The organism is Microcoleus sp. FACHB-68 (genome assembly GCF_014695715.1).
GTDB lineage: Bacteria > Cyanobacteriota > Cyanobacteriia > Cyanobacteriales > Oscillatoriaceae > FACHB-68.
Genome location: NZ_JACJOT010000006.1, coordinates 802,940 through 826,598 on the forward strand (window position 1 = coordinate 802,940; position 23,659 = coordinate 826,598).

The 23,659-nt window shown below is 48.5% G+C and carries 16 protein-coding genes and 1 pseudogene; 10 read left to right on the top strand and 7 right to left on the bottom strand.

Annotated features, from left to right (window positions below; all coding sequences use genetic code 11):
• Nucleotides 1-370: 370 nt before the first annotated feature.
• The 3 genes and pseudogenes from H6F73_RS07855 to thiO form a co-directional block, all read right to left on the bottom strand.
• On the bottom strand, nucleotides 371-550 hold the full coding sequence (locus tag H6F73_RS07855) for a ssl1498 family light-harvesting-like protein (RefSeq protein WP_190758194.1): 180 nt from the start codon (nucleotides 548-550) through the stop codon (nucleotides 371-373).
• Nucleotides 551-806: 256 nt separating this feature from the next.
• Nucleotides 807-1,649: a thiazole synthase gene (locus H6F73_RS27230; RefSeq protein WP_347239503.1), complete on the bottom strand. Its 843-nt coding sequence runs from the start codon at nucleotides 1,647-1,649 to the stop codon at nucleotides 807-809.
• A 111-nt stretch (nucleotides 1,650-1,760) separates the two neighbouring features.
• Nucleotides 1,761-2,807, bottom strand: a pseudogene (gene thiO, locus H6F73_RS27235) (glycine oxidase ThiO); the annotation flags it as partial.
• Between the two features lie 111 nt (nucleotides 2,808-2,918).
• Here thiO and H6F73_RS07865 point away from each other — a divergent pair.
• The 8 genes from H6F73_RS07865 to H6F73_RS07900 all read left to right on the top strand — a co-directional run bounded on the left by H6F73_RS07865 (nucleotide 2,919) and on the right by H6F73_RS07900 (nucleotide 15,322).
• Nucleotides 2,919-3,074 (top strand): hypothetical protein, encoded by a 156-nt coding sequence (locus H6F73_RS07865; protein ID WP_190758196.1) that lies wholly within the window; start codon nucleotides 2,919-2,921, stop codon nucleotides 3,072-3,074.
• Nucleotides 3,075-3,212: 138 nt separating this feature from the next.
• Entirely contained in the window at nucleotides 3,213-4,889 is a 1,677-nt protein-coding gene (gene cimA / locus H6F73_RS07870; RefSeq protein ID WP_190758372.1) for a citramalate synthase, read from the top strand.
• 227 nt (nucleotides 4,890-5,116) lie between these two features.
• Complete coding sequence (locus H6F73_RS07875; RefSeq protein ID WP_190758197.1) at nucleotides 5,117-6,544, top strand: DUF3370 domain-containing protein; 1,428 nt, start codon at nucleotides 5,117-5,119, stop codon at nucleotides 6,542-6,544.
• Nucleotides 6,545-7,224: 680 nt separating this feature from the next.
• The gene (locus H6F73_RS07880) at nucleotides 7,225-7,584 is read left to right on the top strand and encodes a hypothetical protein (RefSeq protein WP_190758198.1); all 360 of its coding nucleotides are present in this window, start codon (nucleotides 7,225-7,227) and stop codon (nucleotides 7,582-7,584) included.
• Nucleotides 7,585-7,695: 111 nt separating this feature from the next.
• Nucleotides 7,696-8,073, top strand: a complete 378-nt coding sequence (locus H6F73_RS07885; protein ID WP_190758199.1) for a sensory rhodopsin transducer — start codon at nucleotides 7,696-7,698, stop codon at nucleotides 8,071-8,073.
• Between the two features lie 73 nt (nucleotides 8,074-8,146).
• Nucleotides 8,147-8,740: a DedA family protein gene (locus tag H6F73_RS07890; RefSeq protein ID WP_190758200.1), complete on the top strand. Its 594-nt coding sequence runs from the start codon at nucleotides 8,147-8,149 to the stop codon at nucleotides 8,738-8,740.
• Nucleotides 8,741-8,877: 137 nt separating this feature from the next.
• The gene (locus H6F73_RS07895; RefSeq protein WP_190758201.1) at nucleotides 8,878-10,512 is read left to right on the top strand and encodes an alpha-amylase family protein; all 1,635 of its coding nucleotides are present in this window, start codon (nucleotides 8,878-8,880) and stop codon (nucleotides 10,510-10,512) included.
• Between the two features lie 745 nt (nucleotides 10,513-11,257).
• Nucleotides 11,258-15,322 (top strand): Ig-like domain-containing protein, encoded by a 4,065-nt coding sequence (locus H6F73_RS07900; protein WP_190758202.1) that lies wholly within the window; start codon nucleotides 11,258-11,260, stop codon nucleotides 15,320-15,322.
• A 192-nt stretch (nucleotides 15,323-15,514) separates the two neighbouring features.
• Here H6F73_RS07900 and H6F73_RS07905 read toward each other — a convergent pair whose 3' ends face one another.
• Complete coding sequence (locus H6F73_RS07905; protein ID WP_190758203.1) at nucleotides 15,515-17,992, bottom strand: ATP-dependent Clp protease ATP-binding subunit; 2,478 nt, start codon at nucleotides 17,990-17,992, stop codon at nucleotides 15,515-15,517.
• A gap of 337 nt (nucleotides 17,993-18,329) precedes the next feature.
• The gene (locus tag H6F73_RS07910) at nucleotides 18,330-19,121 is read right to left on the bottom strand and encodes an SAM-dependent chlorinase/fluorinase (RefSeq protein ID WP_190758204.1); all 792 of its coding nucleotides are present in this window, start codon (nucleotides 19,119-19,121) and stop codon (nucleotides 18,330-18,332) included.
• Between the two features lie 187 nt (nucleotides 19,122-19,308).
• Here H6F73_RS07910 and H6F73_RS07915 point away from each other — a divergent pair, with 187 nt between their 5' ends.
• Nucleotides 19,309-20,190, top strand: coding sequence for a M48 family metalloprotease (locus H6F73_RS07915; RefSeq protein WP_190758205.1), 882 nt, complete (start codon nucleotides 19,309-19,311; stop codon nucleotides 20,188-20,190).
• Between the two features lie 117 nt (nucleotides 20,191-20,307).
• On the opposite strand, the gene map is transcribed toward H6F73_RS07915, so the two are convergent.
• Nucleotides 20,308-21,078: a type I methionyl aminopeptidase gene (map, locus tag H6F73_RS07920; protein ID WP_190758206.1), complete on the bottom strand. Its 771-nt coding sequence runs from the start codon at nucleotides 21,076-21,078 to the stop codon at nucleotides 20,308-20,310.
• Nucleotides 21,079-21,171: 93 nt separating this feature from the next.
• Between map and H6F73_RS07925 the strand changes: the two genes are divergently transcribed.
• Nucleotides 21,172-21,879 (top strand): Nif3-like dinuclear metal center hexameric protein, encoded by a 708-nt coding sequence (locus tag H6F73_RS07925; protein ID WP_190758207.1) that lies wholly within the window; start codon nucleotides 21,172-21,174, stop codon nucleotides 21,877-21,879.
• Nucleotides 21,880-21,969: 90 nt separating this feature from the next.
• Here H6F73_RS07925 and H6F73_RS07930 read toward each other — a convergent pair whose 3' ends face one another.
• Nucleotides 21,970-23,478 carry an alpha/beta hydrolase gene (locus H6F73_RS07930; protein ID WP_199330447.1) on the bottom strand — a complete coding sequence of 503 codons (1,509 nt, stop codon included), beginning with the start codon at nucleotides 23,476-23,478 and terminating at the stop codon, nucleotides 21,970-21,972.
• Between the last annotated feature and the right edge of the window lie 181 nt (nucleotides 23,479-23,659).

Sequence of the window (23,659 nt, forward strand, 5' to 3'; positions counted from 1 at the left end):
GCTTGTAAACCGAGAAATTATGTAATTTGCCAAGGTTTCACTTTAGGTATTTCTTTGGAAAAGCTGCTTTCATTAAGCGGAGAATAGTTTGAGGCTGAGGATAGGGAATTTTATTTATAGAAATGGAAAATAACAGCTTTTCGTCCCTACAACTACTTGGGATGAGAAGAAGAAGCAGGCGGTTACGGGTTGACTATGCACCGGCAGGAAAGTTTCGTTGAATTTTGAGCTGGCTGGAAGACAAAGACGTTGTGTTACGGGTGAAGATCCTGCCGGCGCAAAAAAAAACCAGGTTCCTGACAAGCAGGCACCCTGGTTAAGCAAAAACCGTGTAAAAGCAGTAAAAAAAGTTAGGAAAGGGGTTTATTATTTAGCTGACATTCGAGACAGAGAAGGCGACAAACATCAATCCGCCAATAAGCGCGGTTGCTACAACGCCTAAAACAATATAGTTCCGCTGTTGAGCCTGGCTGGGGGCTTCAGCTTTATAAATTTTTGGCTCAATAGCGAAATTGTTTAGCCGTCCGCCTTCTTCGTTGATATATGGCATGAATGATATCCTCAGTTTTTACTTAATATAACTTTAACAGCAATTTGCCTTTGTAACAACTTTTTTACACTTCTTTACATTTCGTTACAATTAATCGTTGTTTATTAACCCGACTTGGGTGAACAAAGTCATCACCGGCACCAAACTAAAATCCAGCCTCCATAAGGCTTTTAGCGATTGCGCGGATCGTCTAGTTGAACGATGCCATCCGCGCAGTCATCTTCAGCAAAGCCAGTGTTATATCCCTTTCTACAGCTCAATCGGCAATTGTACCCGTCAGAGGAGAACTCGCACTCGCACCGGCTTTAACCGGCATCCGTCCCGCCAGATAAGCCAAACGCCCCGCCTCTGCTGCCATTCCCATCGCCTTCGCCATCGCCGCTGGATGTTTAGCCATCGCAATTGCGGAATTAATTAACAGCGCATCCGCCCCCATCTCCATCGCTTGCGCCGCTTCAGAAGGCGTTCCAATGCCGGCATCCACCACCACCGGCACCTTCGCATTCTCAATAATAATTTGAATATTCGCAGCAGTTGTAATTCCCTGTCCCGAACCAATCGGCGAACCCAAAGGCATCACTGTGGCGCAACCGGCTTCCTCTAAACGCTTCGCCAGCATCGGATCAGCATTAATATAAGGCAGGACAGCAAAGCCTTCCTTCACCAACTGTTCCGCCGCTTGCAAGGTGCCAATCGGATCAGGCAGCAGATATTTTGAGTCCGGAATCACTTCTAACTTGACAAAATTATTATCCTCCTGCCCCAAAAGTTTCGCCATTTCCCGCCCCAAACGCGCCACCCGAATCGCTTCTTCCGCCGTTTGACAGCCGGCAGTATTCGGCAGCATCCAGATTTTCGTCCAATCCAATGCCTCTGCTAATCCTTCATGGCCCGGTGCCTTGGTTTGCACGCGCCGCACCGCAACCGTTACAATCTGGCAATTGCTTGCTATGACACTTTGCTGCATCTGTTCAATGCTGCGATACTTGCCGGTGCCGGTCATTAAGCGAGAGTGAAAGGTTTTACCGGCAATCGTTAAGACAGAATCCTGAACGGTTAGGGCAGAATTCGCTTGAATTGGGGTGGGATAAGTGAGCATGGAATTAGAATTCTTGGGGGAAGTTTGCAGTGAGGCGGTTGCCGGCTGGGGGTTAAAAAACCGTGCGGCGTGGAAATGCTTTAATAACGGATCAGATTTTTGATTAAGGATGAAATCTGCAATCAGCGCAGCCGTTGCCGGTGCTAATAAAATGCCATTGCGATAGTGCCCCGTCGCCAGGGTTAAATTTTCACATAAACTAGGGCCAAGAATCGGCAATTCATCCGGGGTTGCCGGCCTATATCCCCACCAAAAATCTTCAATGGGATAATGCTGCAAAGCTGGATATAAACGAATCGCCCGTTCTAACAATGTTTGAACACCGGCAGGCGTGTTACCTGGAGTAAACCAGACATCTTCACTGGTTGCACCAATCACCAATCTGCCATCTCGACGCGGGACAATGTATATATTTTTGCCATACAGCACGCGCTGCAAATTTCCTGAATAAGGACTTTGCCCGTCTGAAGCTGCCGGCATCCGGAGTGACAACATTTGCCCTTTTTTCGGATACACCGGCACTGGCAACAATTGATTTGACCAAGCGCCGGTTGCTAAAACATAGTGTTGGGCGTGAAAATCGCCGCTATTGGTTCTGACGCTATTGACTTGCCCGTGACGTTGGGAGATAAACTCAACCGTCACACCCTCACGCACCTCGATTCCCAAGGCTTCCGCCGTCGCCCACAGCGCCCGCGCCAAGGCTCGATTATCGACTTGGCCATCTTCCGGAAACCACCAACCGCCGGTTACGTCCGTCCCTAATCCTGGCTGATTCACATTAATAGCAGTTTTGTCAAGCCATAGAGCCGGGGAAGGTGAGGGAGTGACGGGTTGAGGGGGAGAATTGCTGAGATCCTCGTAAGCCGGTGCGAGAATGCCACAAGGCCAGTAACCGACCGATAAGCCAGAAATTTCTTCGAGTTTGCTTGTCCAGTCTGGATACAGATCCCGCGAACGCAAGCATAAATCGAGCATCGGGCCGGCTGGGAGGGCTTCGGCTTGGGGTGCGATCATGCCGGCGGCGGCGTGGGTTGCGGCTTCGCTGAAGTTGCGGCAAAGAACGAGGGGAGTTGCGCCTCGCAATTTGAGTTCGATGGCAATTGAAAGGCCGGTGATGCCACCGCCAATAATCAGAATTTCAGTAGATGGGATCATGGAGATACCCGGCGATTAAAAATCGGGGCGAAACAAGCAAAACCCAAAGGGCGAGTTTGATAACAACTTTAGTCTAACTTGGTGTGGGGCAATGGGGATTGGGGATTGGGCATGGGGCATGGGGCATGGGGCATGGGGCATGGGGCATGGGGTAAGGGGCAAAACGTAGGTTGGGTTGGGCCTTGCGAACCCTCCGCTGCGCTTCGCCCAACACAGATGCGAAGGTGCGTAAATGTGGAAACCCAACAGAGATGCGAAGGTGCGTAAATGTGGAGTTGGGTTTCCTTCGTCTAACTATGCCCAATGCCCCATGCCCCATGCCCCATGCCCAATGCCATTAAGTTTTATAACTTCACTAAAGCGGTTCCTTAAAATAGTTTTGTGCCTTCTTTTTCTATTTCCCCCATGACCTCACCTACTTCTAACCAAATTTGGATCTACGATACGACGCTGCGCGATGGTGCTCAGCGTGAAGGGCTATCGCTGTCAATTGAGGATAAGTTGCGGATTGCCCGAAAGTTAGACCAGATGGGGATTCCGTTTATTGAGGGGGGTTGGCCGGGGGCGAATCCGAAGGATGTGCAGTTTTTTTGGCAATTGAAGGAAGAACCCCTGCAACAAGCGGAAGTGGTGGCGTTTTGTTCGACGCGGCGACCGGGCACAACGGCGGCGGAAGATACGATGCTGCAACCAATTTTAGCCGCCGGCACGCGTTGGGTGACGATTTTCGGCAAGTCTTGGGATCTGCAGGTTACGGAAGGGCTGAAAACCAGTCTGGATGAGAATTTGGCGATGATTCGGGACACGATTGAGTTTTTGAAATCATCAGGCCGGCGCGTGATTTATGATGCGGAACACTGGTTTGATGGCTATAAGCAAAATCGGGATTATGCACTGCAAACCCTAGAGGCGGCGATGGCTGCCGGCGCGGAATGGCTGGTTTTGTGTGATACCAATGGGGGAACCTTGCCCCATGAAATTGCTGACATTGTCCGGGATGTCGTCAAAGCGATTTCCCCCATCCCCCATGCCCCATCCCCCATGCCCAATGCCCAATCCCCAATGCCCAATGCCCCATCCCCCATGCCCAAATTAGGCATCCACACCCATAATGATTCGGAAACGGCGGTGGCGAATGCTTTGGCGGCAGTGATCGCCGGCGCGAGAATGGTACAAGGAACGATGAATGGCTATGGGGAACGCTGCGGCAATGCGAATTTGTGTTCGGTGATTCCGAATTTGCAGTTGAAGTTGGGGTTTTCCTGCATTGAGGCGGAACGGCTGGCACAATTGGCGGATACGAGCCGGTTTATTAGTGAAGTGGTAAATTTAGCTCCGGATGAACACGCTGCGTTTGTTGGGCGCTCGGCGTTTGCTCATAAGGGCGGAATTCATGTATCTGCGGTGGAGCGAAATCCCTTAACTTACGAGCATATTCAACCGGAATTAGTGGGAAATCAGCGCCGAATTGTGATTTCTGAGCAATCTGGGTTGAGTAATGTTTTGGCGAAAGCGCGGACATTTGGGATTGATTTGGATAAGCAAGATCCCCAATGCCGGCAAATTTTACACCGGCTGAAGGAGTTGGAAAGTGAGGGATATCAGTTTGAAGGCGCTGAGGCAAGTTTTGATCTGCTGATGCGGGCGGCGTTGGGATGCCGCAGGCAGTTTTTTGAGTTGAAGGGGTTTCGGGTGCATTGCGATATCGCTGCCGGGGTTGAGTCTTATGCCTTGGCGACGATTAAGGTGGCGGTGAATGGGAAGGATTTGCTGGAGGCGGCAGAAGGAAACGGGCCGGTTTCTGCCCTGGATGCGGCGTTGCGAAAGGCGCTGGTGAATTTTTACCCAGAAATCGCTCAGTTTCAGCTAACAGATTATAAGGTGCGGATTCTCGATGGGGCTGCCGGCACTTCTGCGAAGACGCGGGTGCTGATTGAGTCTGCGGATGGGTTGCAACGCTGGACAACAGTGGGGGTTTCCGGGAATATTCTGGATGCTTCCTACCAAGCTGTGGTAGAGGGGTTGGAGTATGGGTTGCTGTTGCGAAATCAGGTGAAGGAATCGGTGTCTGTTGCCGGTTAAGGGGAATTGTTGCGATCAGATCGGCGGCTTATCTATTTTGTGGGGATAAAGCTGCCGGTTATTGGTTGCCGGGGTAGGAATGTTTTTAGTTGAGTTGGGATTTAGAAATAGTGAGTTAGGGGGAAATCCAGAAATTCAAATCATCCAATCGGGTGAATCAATTAGAGGAAGTCTGCGTCAAGAAATAAAGACTATTCTAAAACGGTATAAGCGCCGCGACCCTACCCATGCTTCAGCGAAAACAAATACCTTCCTATATTTTATCAATTCTGGCAATCGGCTTAACCGGCGGATTGTATTTCGGATGCGCGAAACAAGACACAAATTCCCCTGTAACCGCCCAAACTCCGCCGCCGCCAAGCTATCAAGAAATCGTGCAACCGGCTGAAGTGCGACCTTTACCGGGTCAGTTAGATACTGTCCCCATGTTTAACAGTAATAGCCCAGAATGGGTAAAGACACCAGGGATTTTGCTCTCGACTTTTCCTGGTAATGGAAAAAAGGTTCCTTCCGCTCATTTAAACTTCCCTTTCCAAGGAAGATTTGACGTATTTGTTCACCATCAAACCCACACACCAAAAGATTTACAAACTTTCTATCTCGGTGTGATTCTACACAACCCAACTTCAACGCCTGTCACCGTCAATGTATTACAGGCAGCTTCTTATTTAACTCAAGATGCACCCTATATTAAATTACCCACTTATGTAGAAAACCCCAATAATACCGTTTACGCCGGCCCTGGAGATCGCGCCGGCACAGATGTGTTGCAAGGCAAAAGACAGGCTAATTTTCCAGATAAAATCGTCATTCCCCCAAATTCCAGCCGAATGCTGATGAATCTTCCTACGCCGGTGCGGAATTTGGAAAAACCGATTAATGGCCGGTCTGCAATTATTCGACTGCAAAGTAGTGGTAAAGTTTATGCAGCCAGTTTAACCATGTTTGCACCGAAAGATGCAGCGGGAAAAGATCGCGCCCCAACTTTGGAAGAATGGCAAAATCTTTTAGATACCAGCGGCTTAGCAATGCCACGCGATAAAGCACCCAGTCCCCCGGAACAAAAGGGCGGTCAATTGATTTATGGACGCGTTGCCGGTGTAGCCTCTGGTTCTTTATGGAAAGCGCAAATAACTGACAGTGCCGGCAGCAAAGATTTAACGCTTCCTCAGCCAGAAAAACCCATTTCCTATCCAATCAGTACCTTACGCGGCGGACAATTAGGCACCGGCCAAAATCAGACCGCAAAAATGCTCGTCCGCTATCCTGATACTGCCTATGAAGCCCACGGAAATTATGCGGTAGAATATAACCTAACTCTACCCCTTTACAATCCCACAAATCAACAAAAAACAGTCACTTTAACCTTAGAAACTCCCTTAAAAGAAGACCGCCTTTCAAAAGCCGGTTTGCGTTTTCGTAAGCCTTCCCAAGATTTCCCCTTTTTCCGGGGAACGGTGCGCTTGAGTTACAAGGATGAGGCAGGGAAGCCGGTGACTCGTTACGTGCATTTGTGGCACAAAACAGGTCAAGTGTTAGAACCTTTGTTAACTTTGACAATGCCGGCAAATAGCCGCAATAACCTACGTGTCGATTTAATTTATCCACCGGATTCTACACCGCCGCAGGTTTTAACACTAAAAACCTTAAAATAGTGGGAAGCCGGTTTTTAGGAGTATGGGTTAATGATCTTATATGATAAATTTTATAAGATCATTAACCACAGATGGACACAGATAAAGACGAATGATGGTGTAGGATGCCGGCAGCAATACACAGATGATTTATCTGTTGAATTTTTAATAAAACTAGAGATTCACACCTTTAACACTATTGTTATCCCCCGGCATTTGCTGAATATCAGTCAGGGGAAAATGAGCTATTTTCCCAACCATCTCAACAATCCCCTTTGCACGGGAATCAGCATCCCATTCAGAGGTTATGAAGTAGGGATAATTGGCTGCAAGTGCCTTCCATTACCAGCGATATCTGCCCGCTGATGCTTGCTGGAAAGATGAGTTAAGCAAAGATATCAGACTAAAGATAGATGGCTAGAGACGCTATACAACCGCAAAATTAAGTAGATTCAAGGCATAATTGCCAATATAAGACTTTGCCTCGTAACGAATGCGTCGGGGTTAGTTTTGGCCGCTGAAGAAAATTGAAATCAGAATAAAGGTAATGCCATGCTTAACCAAATTTCTCCTGCGTTGCTCAGTCGTGCGGGGATTCTTGGGAAAGCATATTGGGTAGTTTTTTCGGCTAAGTAATCTCGGTAGAGATAGCGGTAATTCTTACCCGAACTGAAATAGCGCCCAGACTTGTGAAGGGCAGGATGAAGAAGACGACACTAGAAGGCGAAGGAATGCAACATAAATGCGAAACAAACAAAAATTTGCTGCAAAAAATTATTTCCCTGGATAGATGTAAGCAAATAGCCTACGCTTTTTTCCTAGAAAATAGGGCATTCAAAGAAAGCGTATTCGCAGCCTTCATGGGAGGCTTTACTTCAATATTCGCTACCACCAATTTTTGGAGCACCCTTTTCTTGCAAGCTAATGCCGGCAAGCCTTCACGTTTGGCATTACTTAAGGGCGCAATCATTGCATCAACTGCCGTTCTCAATAGGCTGCCGGCGCGACGACGAGGAGTTACCGAGTTTTCAGGTTTGCCATTAACTGTACCTTCGGGCTAAACATCATTTTGCAGTGTTCAGTAACACATTTCTGTTATTCGCCATTAATGAGCCGGCAAAATAACTAAAACCTAGTAACAAAATCTTGACAAATACCAAAAAAGATGATTTATGACTAAACCACTTGGAAACACGCGATGGGCAATTGCAGAAGGTTACATTCCCGCTGGAAGTACCGGGCCAGAACCGCAATTTACCAGCCATGAAACGGCCTGTTTGCTAAACACTTTAGACCAAGATGCTTATGTAGAAATTACCATCTACTTTAGTGATCGCGAACCTGCCGGCCCTTACCGAGTTACTGTTCCAGCCAGACGCACACTTCATTTGTGCTTTAACAGTTTAACCGATCCGGAACCGATTCCTCTCGACACTGATTATGCGAGTGTTATCGAGTCAGATATCCCGATTGTGGTGCAGCATACTCGGCTAGATTCCCGTCAGTCAGAAAATGCTTTACTCAGCACCATAGCCTATGCCGGCAACTAAAAAAAAGGACTGCCGGCTAAAGGCTAGTTTTTAATCTCTCTGTTTCTAGTGCCTAACAAAAAAAAACAATCCAATGCTCGACTGGATAACAAGTACCATCAACTCTTTAGGCTATTTGGGAATTGTTCTGCTGATGTTTCTAGAGAACATATTTCCCCCCATGCCTTCAGAACTTATTATGCCCTTAGCAGGATTTACGGCAACGCTGGGAAAACTAAAACTTCCCTATGTGATTCTCGCGGGGACGGTAGGTTCCGTACTGGGGGCATTGCCTTGGTACTATGCCGGCAAGTATTTAGGCGAAGATCGCCTGAAAAAGTTAGCTGACAAGTATGGCAAGTGGCTGACACTATCAAGCAAAGATATTGAGAAGTCGAAGCAGTGGTTTGGCAAACACGGTGGCATTGCTGTATTTTTTGGTCGCATCGTGCCGGCAGTCCGCACTCTGATTTCACTGCCAGCCGGTCTCAATAATATGCACTTCGGTAAATTTTTACTTTACACCAGTGCCGGCAGTGCCTTGTGGGCCGCTTTATTAACCTATGCCGGCTATGTGCTGGGTCAAAACTATCAGCTTGTAGAAAAGTTTCTTGGCCCTGTTTCCAAAATTGTTGTTGTCGTTCTTATCGTTGCATTTGCTATCTGGGTGATCAGGCGCAGAAAGTAGGGACAAAGCTTTCTCAGCGCAATAAATTATGGCTCAAACTCAACATTTATCACCCGAATGTTATTCCCTTTGGGTACACTGCGAATTGCGCCCCTAGTAAAATTGTTAACCTGCAATCAGTAATCAATTCCAACCTTATGAAACACTTCTGGTACAAAAACGCAATCATTTACTCCCTCGATGTCGAAACCTTTATGGACTCTGACGGTGATGGCATCGGTGACTTTGCCGGTCTCACGAACCGCTTAGATTACCTATCTGGGTTAGGAATAACCTGCCTGTGGCTGCTGCCGTTCTACCCCTCCCCAAATCGAGATAACGGCTACGACGTAATGGACTACTACAGCGTCGATCCGCGTCTGGGAACCCTCGGAGACTTCGTAGAGTTCATGCATGAGGCAAAAGAGCGCGGCATTCGTGTCATCATTGACCTTGTCGTAAACCACACCTCAGATCAGCATCCCTGGTTTCAGGCCGCCCGATCTGACAAAAACTCGAAGTATCGCGACTACTACGTGTGGTCAGAGAACCCACCCGAAAAACCCCAAGCCGAACTCATTTTTCCCGGTGAACAAGATAGCATTTGGGAGTACGACGAACAAGCCGGTGCATATTACCTGCACAACTTTTATAAAGAACAGCCGGACTTAAATATTAGCAACCCGGCAGTTCGTGAAGAAATTTGGAAAATCATGGGCTTCTGGTTAGAACTTGGAGTATCTGGCTTTCGCATAGACGCCGCCCCTTACCTAATCGAACCATACGGGATAGACAACCCGGATATGAAGCAACTTTGCAGCTTTTTGCCCCAGATGCGAGAGTTTGTTGCAGAACGGCGCGGCGATGCAATATTACTAGCTGAGGCAAATGTCGCGCCCGATAAAATCCCTGTGTACTTTGGAAATGGGGACAGAATGCAAATGCTATTTAGCTTTTTGCTAAACCAGCATCTATTCCTCGGACTTGCCCGCAAAGAGGCAGCTTCTATCAGTGAGGGATTGAAACTATTACCGGAAATTCCACACACCGGCGAGTGGTTAAACTTCATCCGCCATCACGACGAACTAACCCTCGATCAACTCAGCGAAGATGAACGAAAAGAAATCTTTGCCGCGTTTGCACCCGAAGAGAATATGCAAATTTACGGGCGGGGCATCCGTCGTCGCCTGCCACCGATGCTAGGAGGTGACCCGCGTTATGTGAAACTGGTCTATAGCTTGCTGCTTAGCCTGCCGGGAACGCCCTTATTGCGTTACGGAGATGAAATTGGCATGGGCGATGACCTCTCGCTTGAGGGCCGCACTAGCGTCCGCACAGTGATGCAATGGTCGGGCGAAAAAAATGGCGGTTTCTCCACAGCACCCCAGGAGGCACTCGCACAACCCATCATTTCCAAAGGCGAGTATGGGTATGAGCGGGTTAATGTTATTGATCAGCAGCGCGATCCGAATTCTTTGCTGAACTGGATGGAACGGTTAATTCGCACGCGCAAGCAGTATCCAGAATTCGGCAAAGGAAAGTGGCGCATCTTGGAAACCGATCACTCAAGTGTGTTCGCGCACTGCTGTGAGTGGGAGAATCGGGCTATCATTGCCCTACACAATCTTGCGGATCAAGCTTGTACTGTTACGATTAAATCGAATGATTGCAAGATGAAACACCCCATCGAAGTGCTAGCAGACCACGAGTACGAGCCGCTTGATGGTGATTTGAATTCTATCCAATTAGAAGCTTACGGCTATCGCTGGTTTCGTGTTAGCAGTGTAGGTTAGCCGGCATATTCAACAATCTCAGTTTTTAGGGGCGACAACTATCAAATTTGATAAAGTTGTCGCCCCTGCTGTTGTGTCTATTAGTACCTAGCTCAGTGAATAACTTCGTTTTTCCGCTAGTAAAGTGATAAGTTTGGCTAAAATAAAGTTTAAATTGTTTGCAAGTCTACTTTTTATTTCATAAAATATACTGTCATTATTTATTAAAAAAATAAAAATAATTAAGTAAAATAACGCGGGCAATCCTAATAATAAAACTGGCGGCGAGAAACTTTTAAGTAAGTAGCTTGACTAAATAAGGAGTTGTGAACTTAGCTCTCCGCAGTGGGAGCCATTGACTTATTTGCTTAGAAAACGCAACTTTTAATAGAGTTACTGGCCTGTTGAATGCATCTTTCAATAATTATATTGCGAATTTTGAGCAGAGTGTAAAAATGAAAGTCTATCGCCATAATAGCTTAACCAAAAGTCATTTATTATACAATTTTCATTTTAGCTACGAAAAACCTATTAATAGGATGCTATAAATTAATTAAAAGTTAATCTCTACATAGCAGTTAAGTAACTGAGCAAATAAACTTAATTAAAAATTAATATTTGATATAAATGCTTATAGTTAGACTGAAACAAAATTCCTAAAGTATTTTATCATTCCTTAAAAAAATATCCATTCAAATCTACCAATAGATAAAAATATTTGCGAAATTTGTTGTGTCTTTAGACTGAATTTCAGGGAGCAAAAAATATGCCGGTGTTTAATGGGTCAGTTGGTAGTGATGTTATTCAAGGAACGCCACAAAAAGACATCTTACTTTCACAGAGTGGAGATGACTTCATTTTTGGAATGGAAGAAGATGATTATATTCAAGGTAACGCCGCAGAAGATCACCTCAATGGCAACACCGGCAATGATACAGTGCAAGGCGGTCAAGGCAACGATCTGCTCCACGGAGGAAAAGGAAATGACCATTTGTGGGGGGATTTGGGAAACGACACAGTTTGGGGAGACGAAGGTAATGACAGTGTCATCGGTGGCAGTAGTGACCCAGTAAAGTCACAAAATGATGCTGCAGACTTATTATGTGGCTACACCGGCAGCGACTATATCAACGGCAATGCCGGTGATGACTGGGTCAACGGCAATGAAAACCAAGATACAATTCAAGGCGGTAAAGACAACGATACCGTTCATGGTGGCAAAGACAATGATTACTTATATGGAGATATTGGCAACGACCGGCTGTGTGGGGATTTAGGTGCAGATACAATCACAGGGGGAGAAGGAAAAGATAGCTTTGTCATCGGTCTTCGCCAAGACGTAGCCGGATATTTATCAACCGGCGGCGCAAAAATCAGCGATGCCGATTGGATTTTAGACTTCAACAAACAAATCGATGAAATCGAATTAATTGGTGGGATAAAATTTGCCGACTTGAATATTTTTGCCGGCATCGGAGAGTATGCCGACCATACAATTATTCAAGATAAAGGAAGCAGTGAATATTTAGCCATTTTAAAAGGGATAGACACCTTAAATCCCTCTGAAATCGCAATCGTGATTGAAGTGCCGGCACCGACACCAACACCAGGGTCTACTCCCACACCAGAACCGACACCAACACCAGGATCTACTCCTACACCAACACCAGAACCGACACCAACACCAGGCTCTACTCCCATACCGACACCGACACCGGAACCGACACCAACACCAGGCTCTACTCCCATACCGACACCGGCACCGACACCAACACCAGAACCGACACCAGAACCGACACCAACACCAGAACCGACACCAACACCAGGCTCTACTCCCACACCGACCCCGGAACCGACACCAACACCGGAACCCACACCTACTAACAACCCACCGACTGATATCGCTTTATCAGAGAACAATGTTAATGAAAATAGCGCAGTCGGCACTGTGATTGGGAATTTCTCGACAACAGATATAGATGTAGGAGATTCCCAGACTTACACCCTTGTTGAGGATGCCGGTGGACGCTTTAGTGTTGACAATGAGCAGATAAAAGTTGCAGATGGCACCTTATTAGACTTTGAAACCAGTAGCAATCACAGCATTCGGGTGCGCGTCACAGATAGGGCCGGCAATACTTTTGAAAAAGATATTGTCATTAATGTCAACGATCTCAATGAAATCCCCCCGAATAATCTGCCGGTGGCACAAGCCGATAAACCTTTCACCGTTGTTGAAGATACAGCCGGCATTTCTTTAGCAATTTCTCAACCGACTGATGCGGATGGAGATGCGCTCACCGTTATTATTAATACCATTCCTGATCCCACAAAAGCTGTGGTGCGGGTGGCAGGAACACTCGCTTCTGTGGCGGTCAATCAGACTTTAACATTAGCTGAGTTAACGGCTTTAGAATTGGTGCCGGCAGCGAATGCTTGGGGAAGTGCCGGCACGTTTAGTTATACGGTAGCTGATGGCAAAGGTGGCACGGATACTCAAACGGTGACAGTGGAAATTTCACCAATTAATGATGCGCCACCTGTTGCAGTGGATGACACAACATCGGCTGTAGTGTTGAGCAATCTCTTAAAAATTCCGGTAGCTGATTTGCTAGCCAATGATACGGATGTGGAAGGAAATCTGCTCTCAATTACAGCCGTATCAAATCCGGTGAATGGCACAGTGGTTCTAGAAAATGAAGTGGTGACTTTTCGAGCCAATGCGGGGGTGGCAACAACAAATTCGTTTTCCTTTGAATATACGATATCGGATGGCAAGGGTGGTACGGATACAGCAACGGTGAATGTGTCGGTCGTCTCGGCAGTGGAGTTGAGTGCGGTGGAGACGCAGACTGATTTACCTGCCGGTGCCGGGGGTTTTGTCATGTCTGGCATTGAGCCGGGTGATATCACTGGCTACTCAGTCAGTGATGCAGGTGATGTCAATCGCGATGGACTCGCTGATGTGATAATTAATTCTCCTCTGGCAGGTTTCACTGGACAATCTTATGTGGTATTTGGGAAAGCTGATGGCACTGCGATTAATCTCAGTGATGTCGTTGTCGGTAATGGTGGCTTCCTTATCAATATCAATCGTTCCTTAGATATTAGTACCACCTATGCAGTCAGTGGAGCAGGGGATGTTAACGGTGATGGGTTTTTTGACCTGATTGTTGGTGTTCCCTCTGCTGATTTTAATGGGAATGAAAATGCTGGAAAGTCTTATGTAGTTTTTGGCAAGTCTAATACCAATGCCGTGAACTTGTCCAACATTGTTCTTGAAAATAGTGGCTTTGTTATTAACGGCATTGAGCGTAATGATCGAGCCGGCTGGTCAGTCAGTGATGCAGGAGATGTCAATGGCGATGGTCTTGCTGACTTCATTATTGGCGCAAGTGAGCTGGAGGGGCCGCCGTTTAACCCGGCTGATCCAGGAAAAGCATATTTGGTATTTGGTAAGACTGATACCAATGCAATTGATTTGAATAATTTGGGGAGTAGTGGCTTTATCATTAATGGCATTAACGTTGCGGACGCTACCGGCCTTTCTGTTAGTGGCTTGGGTGACATCAATGGGGATGGATTGGATGATTTTATTATTGGTGTACCTGAAGATTGGGGACTGCCAGACACTCGTCCTGTTACTCGCTCAGGAAAAGCTTATGTCGTGTTCGGCAAAGCGAGTAATACCACAGTTAATCTAAGTGATGTCGCTGCTGGGAATGGCGGTTTTGTCCTTAATGGTATTGATCCAGGAGATAGTGCCGGCGTTTCAGTTAGTGGAGCCGGAGATGTCAATGGGGATGGTCTGCCTGATTTAATTGTTGGTGCGTCTCATGGCGATCCAGGAGGAGTGGAGCAAGCTGGAGAATCTTATGTGATATTCGGCAAGTCAAATACAACTGCGGTGAATCTGAGCGACGTGAGTGCAGGAAATGGTGGCTTTGTCATCAATGGTATCGATCCATTAGACTTTTCTGCACACAGGGTCAGTGGAGTTGGGGATGTCAACGGTGATGGATTGGATGATCTGATTATCGGTGCTCCTTTAGCCGATCCTGGAGGAACTGGAGAATCCTATGTCGTGTTTGGCAAAACAGATAGTTCGGTGGTGAGTTTAAGTGATGTAGCTGCCGGCAATGGTGGCTTTGTTATTAATGCCAGTGGTATTGAGGACCATGCCGGCACTTCAGTCAGTGGGGGAGGCGATGTGAACGGGGATGGCTTTGCTGACTTAGTTATCGGCGCTCCTTATGGGGCCGAACGAAGGATCAATCTTAACCTTCCTGGCAAATCCTATGTGATATTTGGGGGGGATTTCACCGGCAGCGTCACCCAGCAAGGCACAACCGGCAACGACAACCTCACCGGCACCACCGCCGCCGATGTCCTGATTGGCGCTCAAGGCAATGATACGATAGCCGGCAATGGGGGCACTGATGTGCTTTATGGTGGTGCTGGGGATGACATTCTCGGCATCAGCGATCTCACCTTTAAACGCCTTGACGGGGGTTTAGGAACCGATACCCTCCGTCTTGATGGCACATTTAATCTTGATTTAACCACCGTTGCAGATATCAAAATTGCCGGGGTTGAAATTATTGATATCACCGGCACTGGCAATAACATTTTCACGCTTAATGTCAGCGACTTACGAAATCTTTCTGAAACCACAAGCACCTTGCGGGTTTTAGGAAATGCCGGTGATGTTGTCTCTGGTAATTTTGCCGGCTTTACCAGTAGCAGTGCCAATGGTTTTACAACTTACACCGATGGAATTATTTCACTGATAGTGCAAGAGACGATTAATCAAGCCGGTGTTATTGTCTAATCGAGTGAGTGGCTATGTTCGCCGGTTCGACTATTTGTGAGCAGCCGGCATCTTTTTTTAACCGCAGATAAACGCAGATAAACGCAGATGAATTCAAGGCTCATCTGCGTTTATTTGTGGTATATATCCAGTGAAACTGGGATGGTTTGTAGAGACGTTATGTGCAACGTCTCTACATCAGGATCGGACTGCTTAACGAGATAAGGCTAATTGCGGTAGCTGTTCGTGGGAGTCAGCCGGCACCACCTTAACTTGACCGTTTTCATCCACATCAACGATGGCACTATCGCCTTCTTTAATGTGGCCGGCAAGGAGTTCTTCGGCAAGAACATCTTCTAACAGACGCATAATCGCGCGGCGCAGGGGCCGAGCACCATAGTTGGGATCGTAACCTTCCTCAACTAAGCGGTCTTTAAACCGTTCAGTTACGTCTAAAATGATGCCTTGCTCAGATAGCCGGCTAAAGACATCGCGCAGCAAGATATCTGCGATTTGTTTGACTTCATCCTTGCTTAACTGACGGAAGACGATAATTTCATCGAGCCGGTTGATAAACTCAGGTCGGAAATATTGCTTGAGTTCTTCATTCACCAGAGTACGAATGCGGTTGTACTGCGCGTCTGTTTGGCTTTCTGCAAACTCGAAACCTAAACCGCCGCCGCCTTTGGAAATCACCTTAGACCCGATATTAGAGGTCATGATCAGTAGAGTATTTTTGAAGTCTACTGTACGACCTTTGGCATCGGTTAAGCGTCCGTCTTCAAGGATTTGTAGCATCATATTGAAGACATCGGGGTGAGCTTTTTCGATTTCGTCGAATAGCACCACCGTGTAAGGACGCCGGCGTACGGCTTCAGTTAGCTGGCCACCTTCGTCATAACCCACGTATCCGGGAGGGGAACCGATGAGTTTGGAGACGGTGTGGCGTTCCATGAATTCCGACATATCGAGTCGGATCATCGCTTCTTCTGAACCGAAGAAATAGGCAGCCAAGGCTTTGGTTAGCTCGGTTTTCCCAACGCCGGTTGGCCCGGAGAAGATAAAGCTGGCGATAGGCCGGTCGGGGTTCTTCAAGCCAACTCGTGCGCGACGAATGGCGCGAGAAACGGCTGTTACCGCTTCTTCTTGCCCGATAAGACGCTGGTGCAGAGTGTCTTCCATGTGCAGCAGCTTTTCAGATTCAGACTCGGTAAGTTTGCTCACCGGCACGCCTGTCCAGCTGGCGACAATGTCGGCGATGTCTTCTTCGGTGACAATTGGCTTTTGGGTGACTTCGGGTTTGCTATTGGCAGCGGCTTTGAGTTCAGCTTGCAGTTCTAGTTCGCGATCTCGCAACTGTCCCGCTTTATCAAAGTCTTGATCCCGCACCGCCGCTTCTTTTTCTTTCGTCACTTTCGGCAGTTCTTGCTTAAGCGCCTTCATTGCCGGTGATACCTGGGCGTTCATCAGGTGGACTCTTGAGCCGGCTTCATCAATCAAGTCGATGGCTTTATCCGGCAAGAAGCGATCGCTGATGTAGCGATCTGAAAGCTTGGCAGCAGCATCTATCGCTTCATCAGAGATGGTCAGTTTGTGGTGTTCTTCATAAGTTGAGCGCAACCCGAAGAGAATTTCAATGGTTTCCGCAACGCTGGGTTCGCCAACTTTCACCGGCTGGAACCGGCGTTCTAAGGCGGCATCGCGCTCAATATGCTTGCGGTACTCATCCAGGGTGGTTGCGCCAATGCACTGCAATTCACCCCGTGCTAATGCCGGCTTGAGGATATTGGCAGCATCAATACCACCTTCTGATCCACCGGCACCGATCAACGTGTGGATTTCATCAATCACTAGGATAATGTTGCCGGCACTGCGAACCTCTTGCATAATCGTCTTGAGGCGTTCTTCAAACTCACCCCGGAAACGAGTGCCGGCTAGCAGCGAACCCATATCCAGCATGATCACTTCCTTGTCCTCAAGAATGTCGGGGACGTTCTTGCTGACAATACGCTGGGCCATACCTTCGGCAATTGCCGTTTTACCGACTCCCGGTTCGCCAATTAAGACGGGATTATTCTTCGTACGACGACCCAGAATTTGAATCACCCGCTCGATTTCCGCCTCGCGTCCTACAACCGGGTCGAGTTTGCCTTCGGCTGCCTGCTTGGTGAGATTGGTGCCAAACTCTTCCAGGGTAGGGGCTTTGGTGCGGCTGCTGCTATTCTGGCTGCCGGCGGCGGTGGGGACGGATGCCGGCACGTCTGAGAGTTCCTCAATCACTTGCGCTTGCAACTGCGTCATGTCAACGCCCAAGTTTTCCAGGACTTTTCCTGCCACACCTTTAGACTCTTGCAGCAGTGCCAGCAGAATGTGTTCGGGGGCGATGTAGTTATGCCCTAACAAATTCGCTTCTTTCAAAGATGTCTCAAAAATGCTCTTGGCGCGAGGCGTCAGCGGAATTTCTGAGGGCACAAAGCCGGCACCCCGACCAATAATTCTTTCCACCTCAACCCGTGCATCCTTCAGGTTAACGCCCTGCTCTTTCAGCACTTTTGCGGCATTACTGGTTCCTTCGCCAATGATACCCAAGAGGATTTGCTCTGTTCCGACAAAGTTGTGTTTGAGGCGACGTGCTTCCTCTTGGGCTAGCAAAATCACCCGAATAGATTTTTCTGTGAAGCGTTCAAACATGGCTAATTCCTCTCAAATTTTTGGAGCTACGGCCCAAATTCGCTGTTTGGAGCAGGGGGGAGACTCTCAAAATCTAACGCTGTAACATTTTGTTTACTTCTTGATTTAATGTACCGCTCTAGAGGGACTGCCGGCAGTGAGGAGAGCCGTATTAGACAATGGGGTAGAAGCCGCCTGATTTAGTCCTGAGTGCCCAGTTCTGAGTCCTGAGTGGGAAGTGGGTGAGTGCTGAGGGGTGAGACAGATCCCCTCAACGCCGCCTGTGCTGGGCCTTAAGTTCTGATGGGTAGTGAGTCTGGGGAAGTGTAGCTATCCGTCAGACACCGGCTGCAAAACTTTAACCAAGGCGAGTCACCAACTGGTTCACGCGGGGTCTGCCAAAGCGATTCCAGGCACTACCGCCTCGCAAAAACAGCTCCATCCAGCGAATCGGTTGTTTCCCATCGGCAGCGTCCCAACCAGAACTCCCCGGTGCGAAAGCCAGAGTCCCTTCCGGCACATCGAAGGTGCCATCGGTATAAATTGCATCACTCACCACATCTCCCACACGAATCGCGACCTTAGTTTCGGGTTTCAGGTCGAGAGTGTCGGCGGGAATAGTGGTTTTGATGTTGCCGTAGCCATCGATCCAGGCGATGCGATCGTTGGGTGCGGAGACGATTTGGTCGGGTTTCAAACGCTCTCCCAAAAGGCTGCTATCACCTTTGGCAATATCGGTAGCTGCAGTGGGAAATACATCTCGTGAACGAAACTGAGAACCGCCTCTGGAAACCTTGACATTACGAATTTCTTGTGCATGGTCTTTGATGAAGGAAAAAGTGTAGCCGGCAAAGACTCCCACAACTTTCACGCCATTGGGCAGCAAGGCATAGGTCAAACCCTCTCCTTCATTATTTTGCCGCGCTTCTGGATCGTCTTTGCGGGGGGCGCAGTTGTGATAAATCAAACGTTCCTCTGGGCCAGGATTAAGGCCAAGTTGCGCGACCCAGAAGCCGGTTGCCAGGGTACTGAACGCCGGCACGGAGAGGCAGTGGACTTGTGATGCCGGTAGTGCCATTAAAAGACGTTGTGTAACCTCTGCAAATGCGGGATCGCCGATGCCGTAGTCTGCAATTAAGGTGATGAACATATTGCCTCACGGGTTGGATTCCACTGTCAGGTTATCCCAACTTCGCAGGGCTAGAGCCGGCTCATCCTGTAGTTCTGCCGGCAGTCGCAGAGGCATTTCATTCATGGGGTAGAGACGCAATCCCACCGAAATCTGAGAACTTAAAAGTAATCAGGAAAAAAATCTTAACAATCACAAACGAAAAATTATGCGTGGGATCAATCAAATCAAAACAGCGGCGCTGCTGGGACTGCTGAGCGGTCTTTTGGTTCTCGGTGGCTATTATTTAGTGGGTAATGAGCAGGGACTTTATCTCGGTTTGGCCTTTGCAGCCTTCAGCAGTATTAGCTCTTGGTATTATTCGGATCAAGCTGTGTTAATGGCCTATCGCGCTCAGCCACTAGAGCGTCAAGAAGCACCGGAACTGTACGATATGGTCGCTTCTTTGAGCGAACGTGCCGACATTCCAATGCCAAAATTATTTATCGTCCCCACAAAATCTCCAAATGCCTTTGCCACCGGCAGAGATCCGGAACACGCGGCAGTGGCAGTTACACAAGGGATTTTAGAATTACTTTCGCCTGAGGAACTTGAAGCCGTTTTAGCACACGAACTGACCCACATTCGCAACCGCGACACCCTAACTGGGGCAGTTGCCGGCACGATTGCCGGTGCACTGACATTTGCTGGGCGGATTCTAACATTTGGGGCGCTTTACGGGCCGGTAACGCGGGATGATCGGCGGGGTGGAAACGCACTCGGTACACTATTTTTAATTGTTTTAGCGCCGGTTGCTGCCGGTTTAATTCAGATGGCGATTTCTCGGACGCGAGAGTATGCCGCTGACTTGGGTGCCGCTGAAATCACCGGCAACCCCCTAGGACTTGTCAGTGCGCTACAGAAGCTAGAAGAAATGGGCCACCAGATCCCCATGAACGGCAACCCAACGATGTCGTCACTGCTAATTGTCAATCCCACATCTAAAAAAGGGTTGCAGTCCCTCTTCCTGACTCACCCACCAACAGAAGAACGCATTCGTCGGCTTCAAGAATTGGCCCAGCAAAAGCAAGGCACGCCGGTGATGGCTTAGAAAAGGAAGGAACCCTTTCTCTCCTGCGACTATAGGGGCCGGTTTCTAGAAAACTCGCCCCCATGCCCAATGCCCAATGCCCCATGCCCAATCCCCCATGCCCCATGCCCAATGCCCCTAACCCCTATCCGGCAGCGTCAGAATCTCAACCCCATCTGCCGTAACCGTCACAGTATGCTCAAACTGGGCGGAAAGCTTGCGATCCTGGGTGACAGCAGTCCAACCATCCTCAAGCACATCGACTTCCCAAGTGCCTTCATTGATCATTGGTTCGATTGTGAAAACCATGCCGGCTCTCAAACGCTTGCCGGTTCCCCGTTTCCCGTAGTGGGGAATCTCAGGGGCAGTGTGAAAAACGCGGTGAACCCCATGCCCGACAAAGTTTCGTACGACGGAAAAGCCCTCTGCCTCAGCATACTCTTGAATTGCGGCACCAATATCTCCAATGCGAGCGTTTGGCTTAACTTCAGCAATTCCTCTTTTCAGGCACTCGTGGGTTACTTCGACAAGCTTTTTCGCCAAAGGGGAAGGCGTTCCAACGAAGAATGTTTTCGAGGTGTCGCCGTAATAGCCATCAACAATTGGGGTGACATCGATATTAATAATGTCACCGTCTTGAAGAATTTGCTTGGCGTTGGGAATGCCGTGACAAACCACTTCGTTAATGCTCGTGCAAATAGACTTGGGAAAACCCTTGTAACCGAGCGGAGCGCTTTTAGCTCCCTGTGCTTTTGTCCAGCGTTCCGCTTCGTCGTTGAGTTCTAGGGTGCTGACTCCAGGTTTTACCAGCGGTTCAAGATAGCAGAGGAGTTCGGCAGCCAAACGCCCAGCCGTTCGCATTTTGTCTAACTCCCGACTGGATAAAAGCTCGATGGTTTCACTTTTCATAGTTGTTGTTCCTGGATTTCTGGCCGCTTTGGTAGTTTATATTTAAGTTGGGCGGTTTAGATTTAGCGCTTTAAATATTACCGGCTACTTTTGATGATTGTTTTAGAAAATATAGCACAGTTTTTAGACAGTTTTTTTGCGGTTAATCGTTTTGAAGAGAAAGAAAGAGGGGGAATCTATCACCACTCCTCAAGGCCGGTTCGCCGCTTCGGGTTAGCATTAGAGCCTGGGATGCAGTTAAAAAATTGGACGAAAGAACAACAATTAGATGCTTTGTTTTTACACCGGCCTTGGAAACTTGAAGCGGGACAACTCACACCAGATATCGGCATTGTGGCCTATCATTTGGCTTTTGATGAACGCCTAACGCTTGGTTTTAATCCCCGTCTAGCTGAAGTTTTGGGGATATCGGAATTAGAAGTATTAGGGGAAAAAGAAGGGCGACCAATTGGAATGATAGGGGAAATTACTCTAGCGAAATTTCCTATTTTTTGTGAGCGTTTAAATGAAGTTTTTGGAGGTTCTGAGGAAATTTTTGCCGGCACCCAGAATAACCTGTGTCGGGTGGCTGTAATGGGGGCAATGACTGATGCACTGGTGCGGGAAGCGGCATTGCGGGGTGCTGAGATCTACATCACCGGCCAGTTGCGGAAGCCGGCTTTATCGGCTGTGCGGGAAACCGGCATTGCGGTGGTTGCAGCCGGTCATCGCCGGTGTGAGGAGTGGGGGTTGCGGGCGCTTGCCGGTGTGTTGCGCGAACGCTGGTCTAGCTTGGAAGTGATCGTAAGTTCTGATCCCTGATTCAATGAACGTGCTGCTAAAGTCTCACTTTTCTCAAACAGCAGTATAAATAGATTTTGTCTAATTGTGCTGTCTTTGATTAAGCATTCATTAACCAGCTAAGGGAAAACCGGCTGCTAAAATCCAGCCGAAGAAAAGCGCACTTCCAATTCCATAACTCCACGCTTCATTAACTTGGGCAGCAGCCAATGAAAGAATGGCAATGATGACAGGAAAAACCGGCAGCAATAAAAACATAAAACCAAGTTGAACGAGGTAACAGGTTAAAAAGAAACCTCCCACCAGCGCCACACTTTGCCCCAGCCACCATAAAATTCGGTTTCCAACTCCAGCATCTTGTTGCGATAAACCGGCAGCCAAAAACCAAGGGAAACAAGCCAAGGATAAAACCGGCCATAATTTTAATCGTGCCGGAATCAGCCACCATTGCAACCAAACCACCTGTGCCATTGCTCCAAATGCCACCCAAAGCAGCGCAAACAGCGCCACACCTAAAAGGGCATTTCGCAGGGTGGGACGCGGCAAACGACCGAGGAATGTCAGCCAAACGACGCCGCCGACCAAAAACCACAGGGCGACAGCACCGCCTACCAACAAGCCTCCTACTACCAACAAGCCTTCTAGGTTCTCAGGGCTGTTGGTTCGACTGGCTAATGTTAGTACACCGATTGCCGCAACAGGGGCTAAAAGCAATCCTCCCCAGCTTTTGAGAGGACGCACCCTCGCCCTCGCCGCAAAGGTGGGATCTGCTAATATTGGCGAAATTGCGCTCAGCAAAAGCAACCATGCCCCTAAGTGCAAGGCATACCAAATCATGCGCCGATCTGTATAGTTGTCGGTGTTTGGCAGATTGAACGCGGCATTGAGCCATGTTTTGGCAGCTTGGTGACTGGCGTTGCTGAAAAGAATTGTGATGTGCGCTACATTCGGAATGATTTGAAGCGATCGCGCCCTTGCTTGAGCAAAATTTGGATTTTCGCCACCGGCAGCTCTTAACATCCACTGTGTATTCTCAACAAACCGGCCTTCCCAGCTGCCGGCTTGCAGTTGCAGGTTGCGCGGCGCTGCCGGTGTGACATTTGCGCTGGTGGGCGAAATTGCGACGGTTGCGGCAAAGCGGTTGACATTTGCGATGCCGGCTCTCATGACTGCACCGCCACCCATTAAATGCCCCAGCAGCGCCAAACGTGCGGGATCGACTTCGGGCTGTTCCACAAGCGCGGCGGCTGCAATATCGAGATCCCGTTGCAGCGAACCGTGTTCTAAGGATACTGGCAAGGATGCTGGGAAGGATGCTGGGTTGGCTGCGTGACCTACAAAATCCCACAGCATTACAGCATAGCCGCTGTGTGCCAAAACGTGAGCGTAGCCTAGCATCGACTGCTTTGAGCCGGCATACCCGTGCGCCACTAACACTGCCGGTGCTTTCTGCGCCTCTTGGGGTGCCATGTAAAGCAGGGGCACTCCCTCTCGTTCGAGCGATCGCACGATCAGCCCATTCCGCGCCGCCGCAATTCCCCACCAGGAAAGCACGATCAACACAAGGCTTACAAGGAGCAAAAACCAGCGCCGGCGATTCATATTATTAAGGGAGGGCATGGGGCATGGGGCACTTGTACTGAGCGAAGTCGAAGTATTGGGCACTTACGCTTTATTTTCACTGAGTTATGTTAATCATCTACGCTTAAGTAGTGATTGGTTGCATTACTCCTCCCCTTGCGGGGACTAAAACAGTGGTAGACATAGCCGTTTATTGTTACTTTAGGCTCTGTGGTTTGCC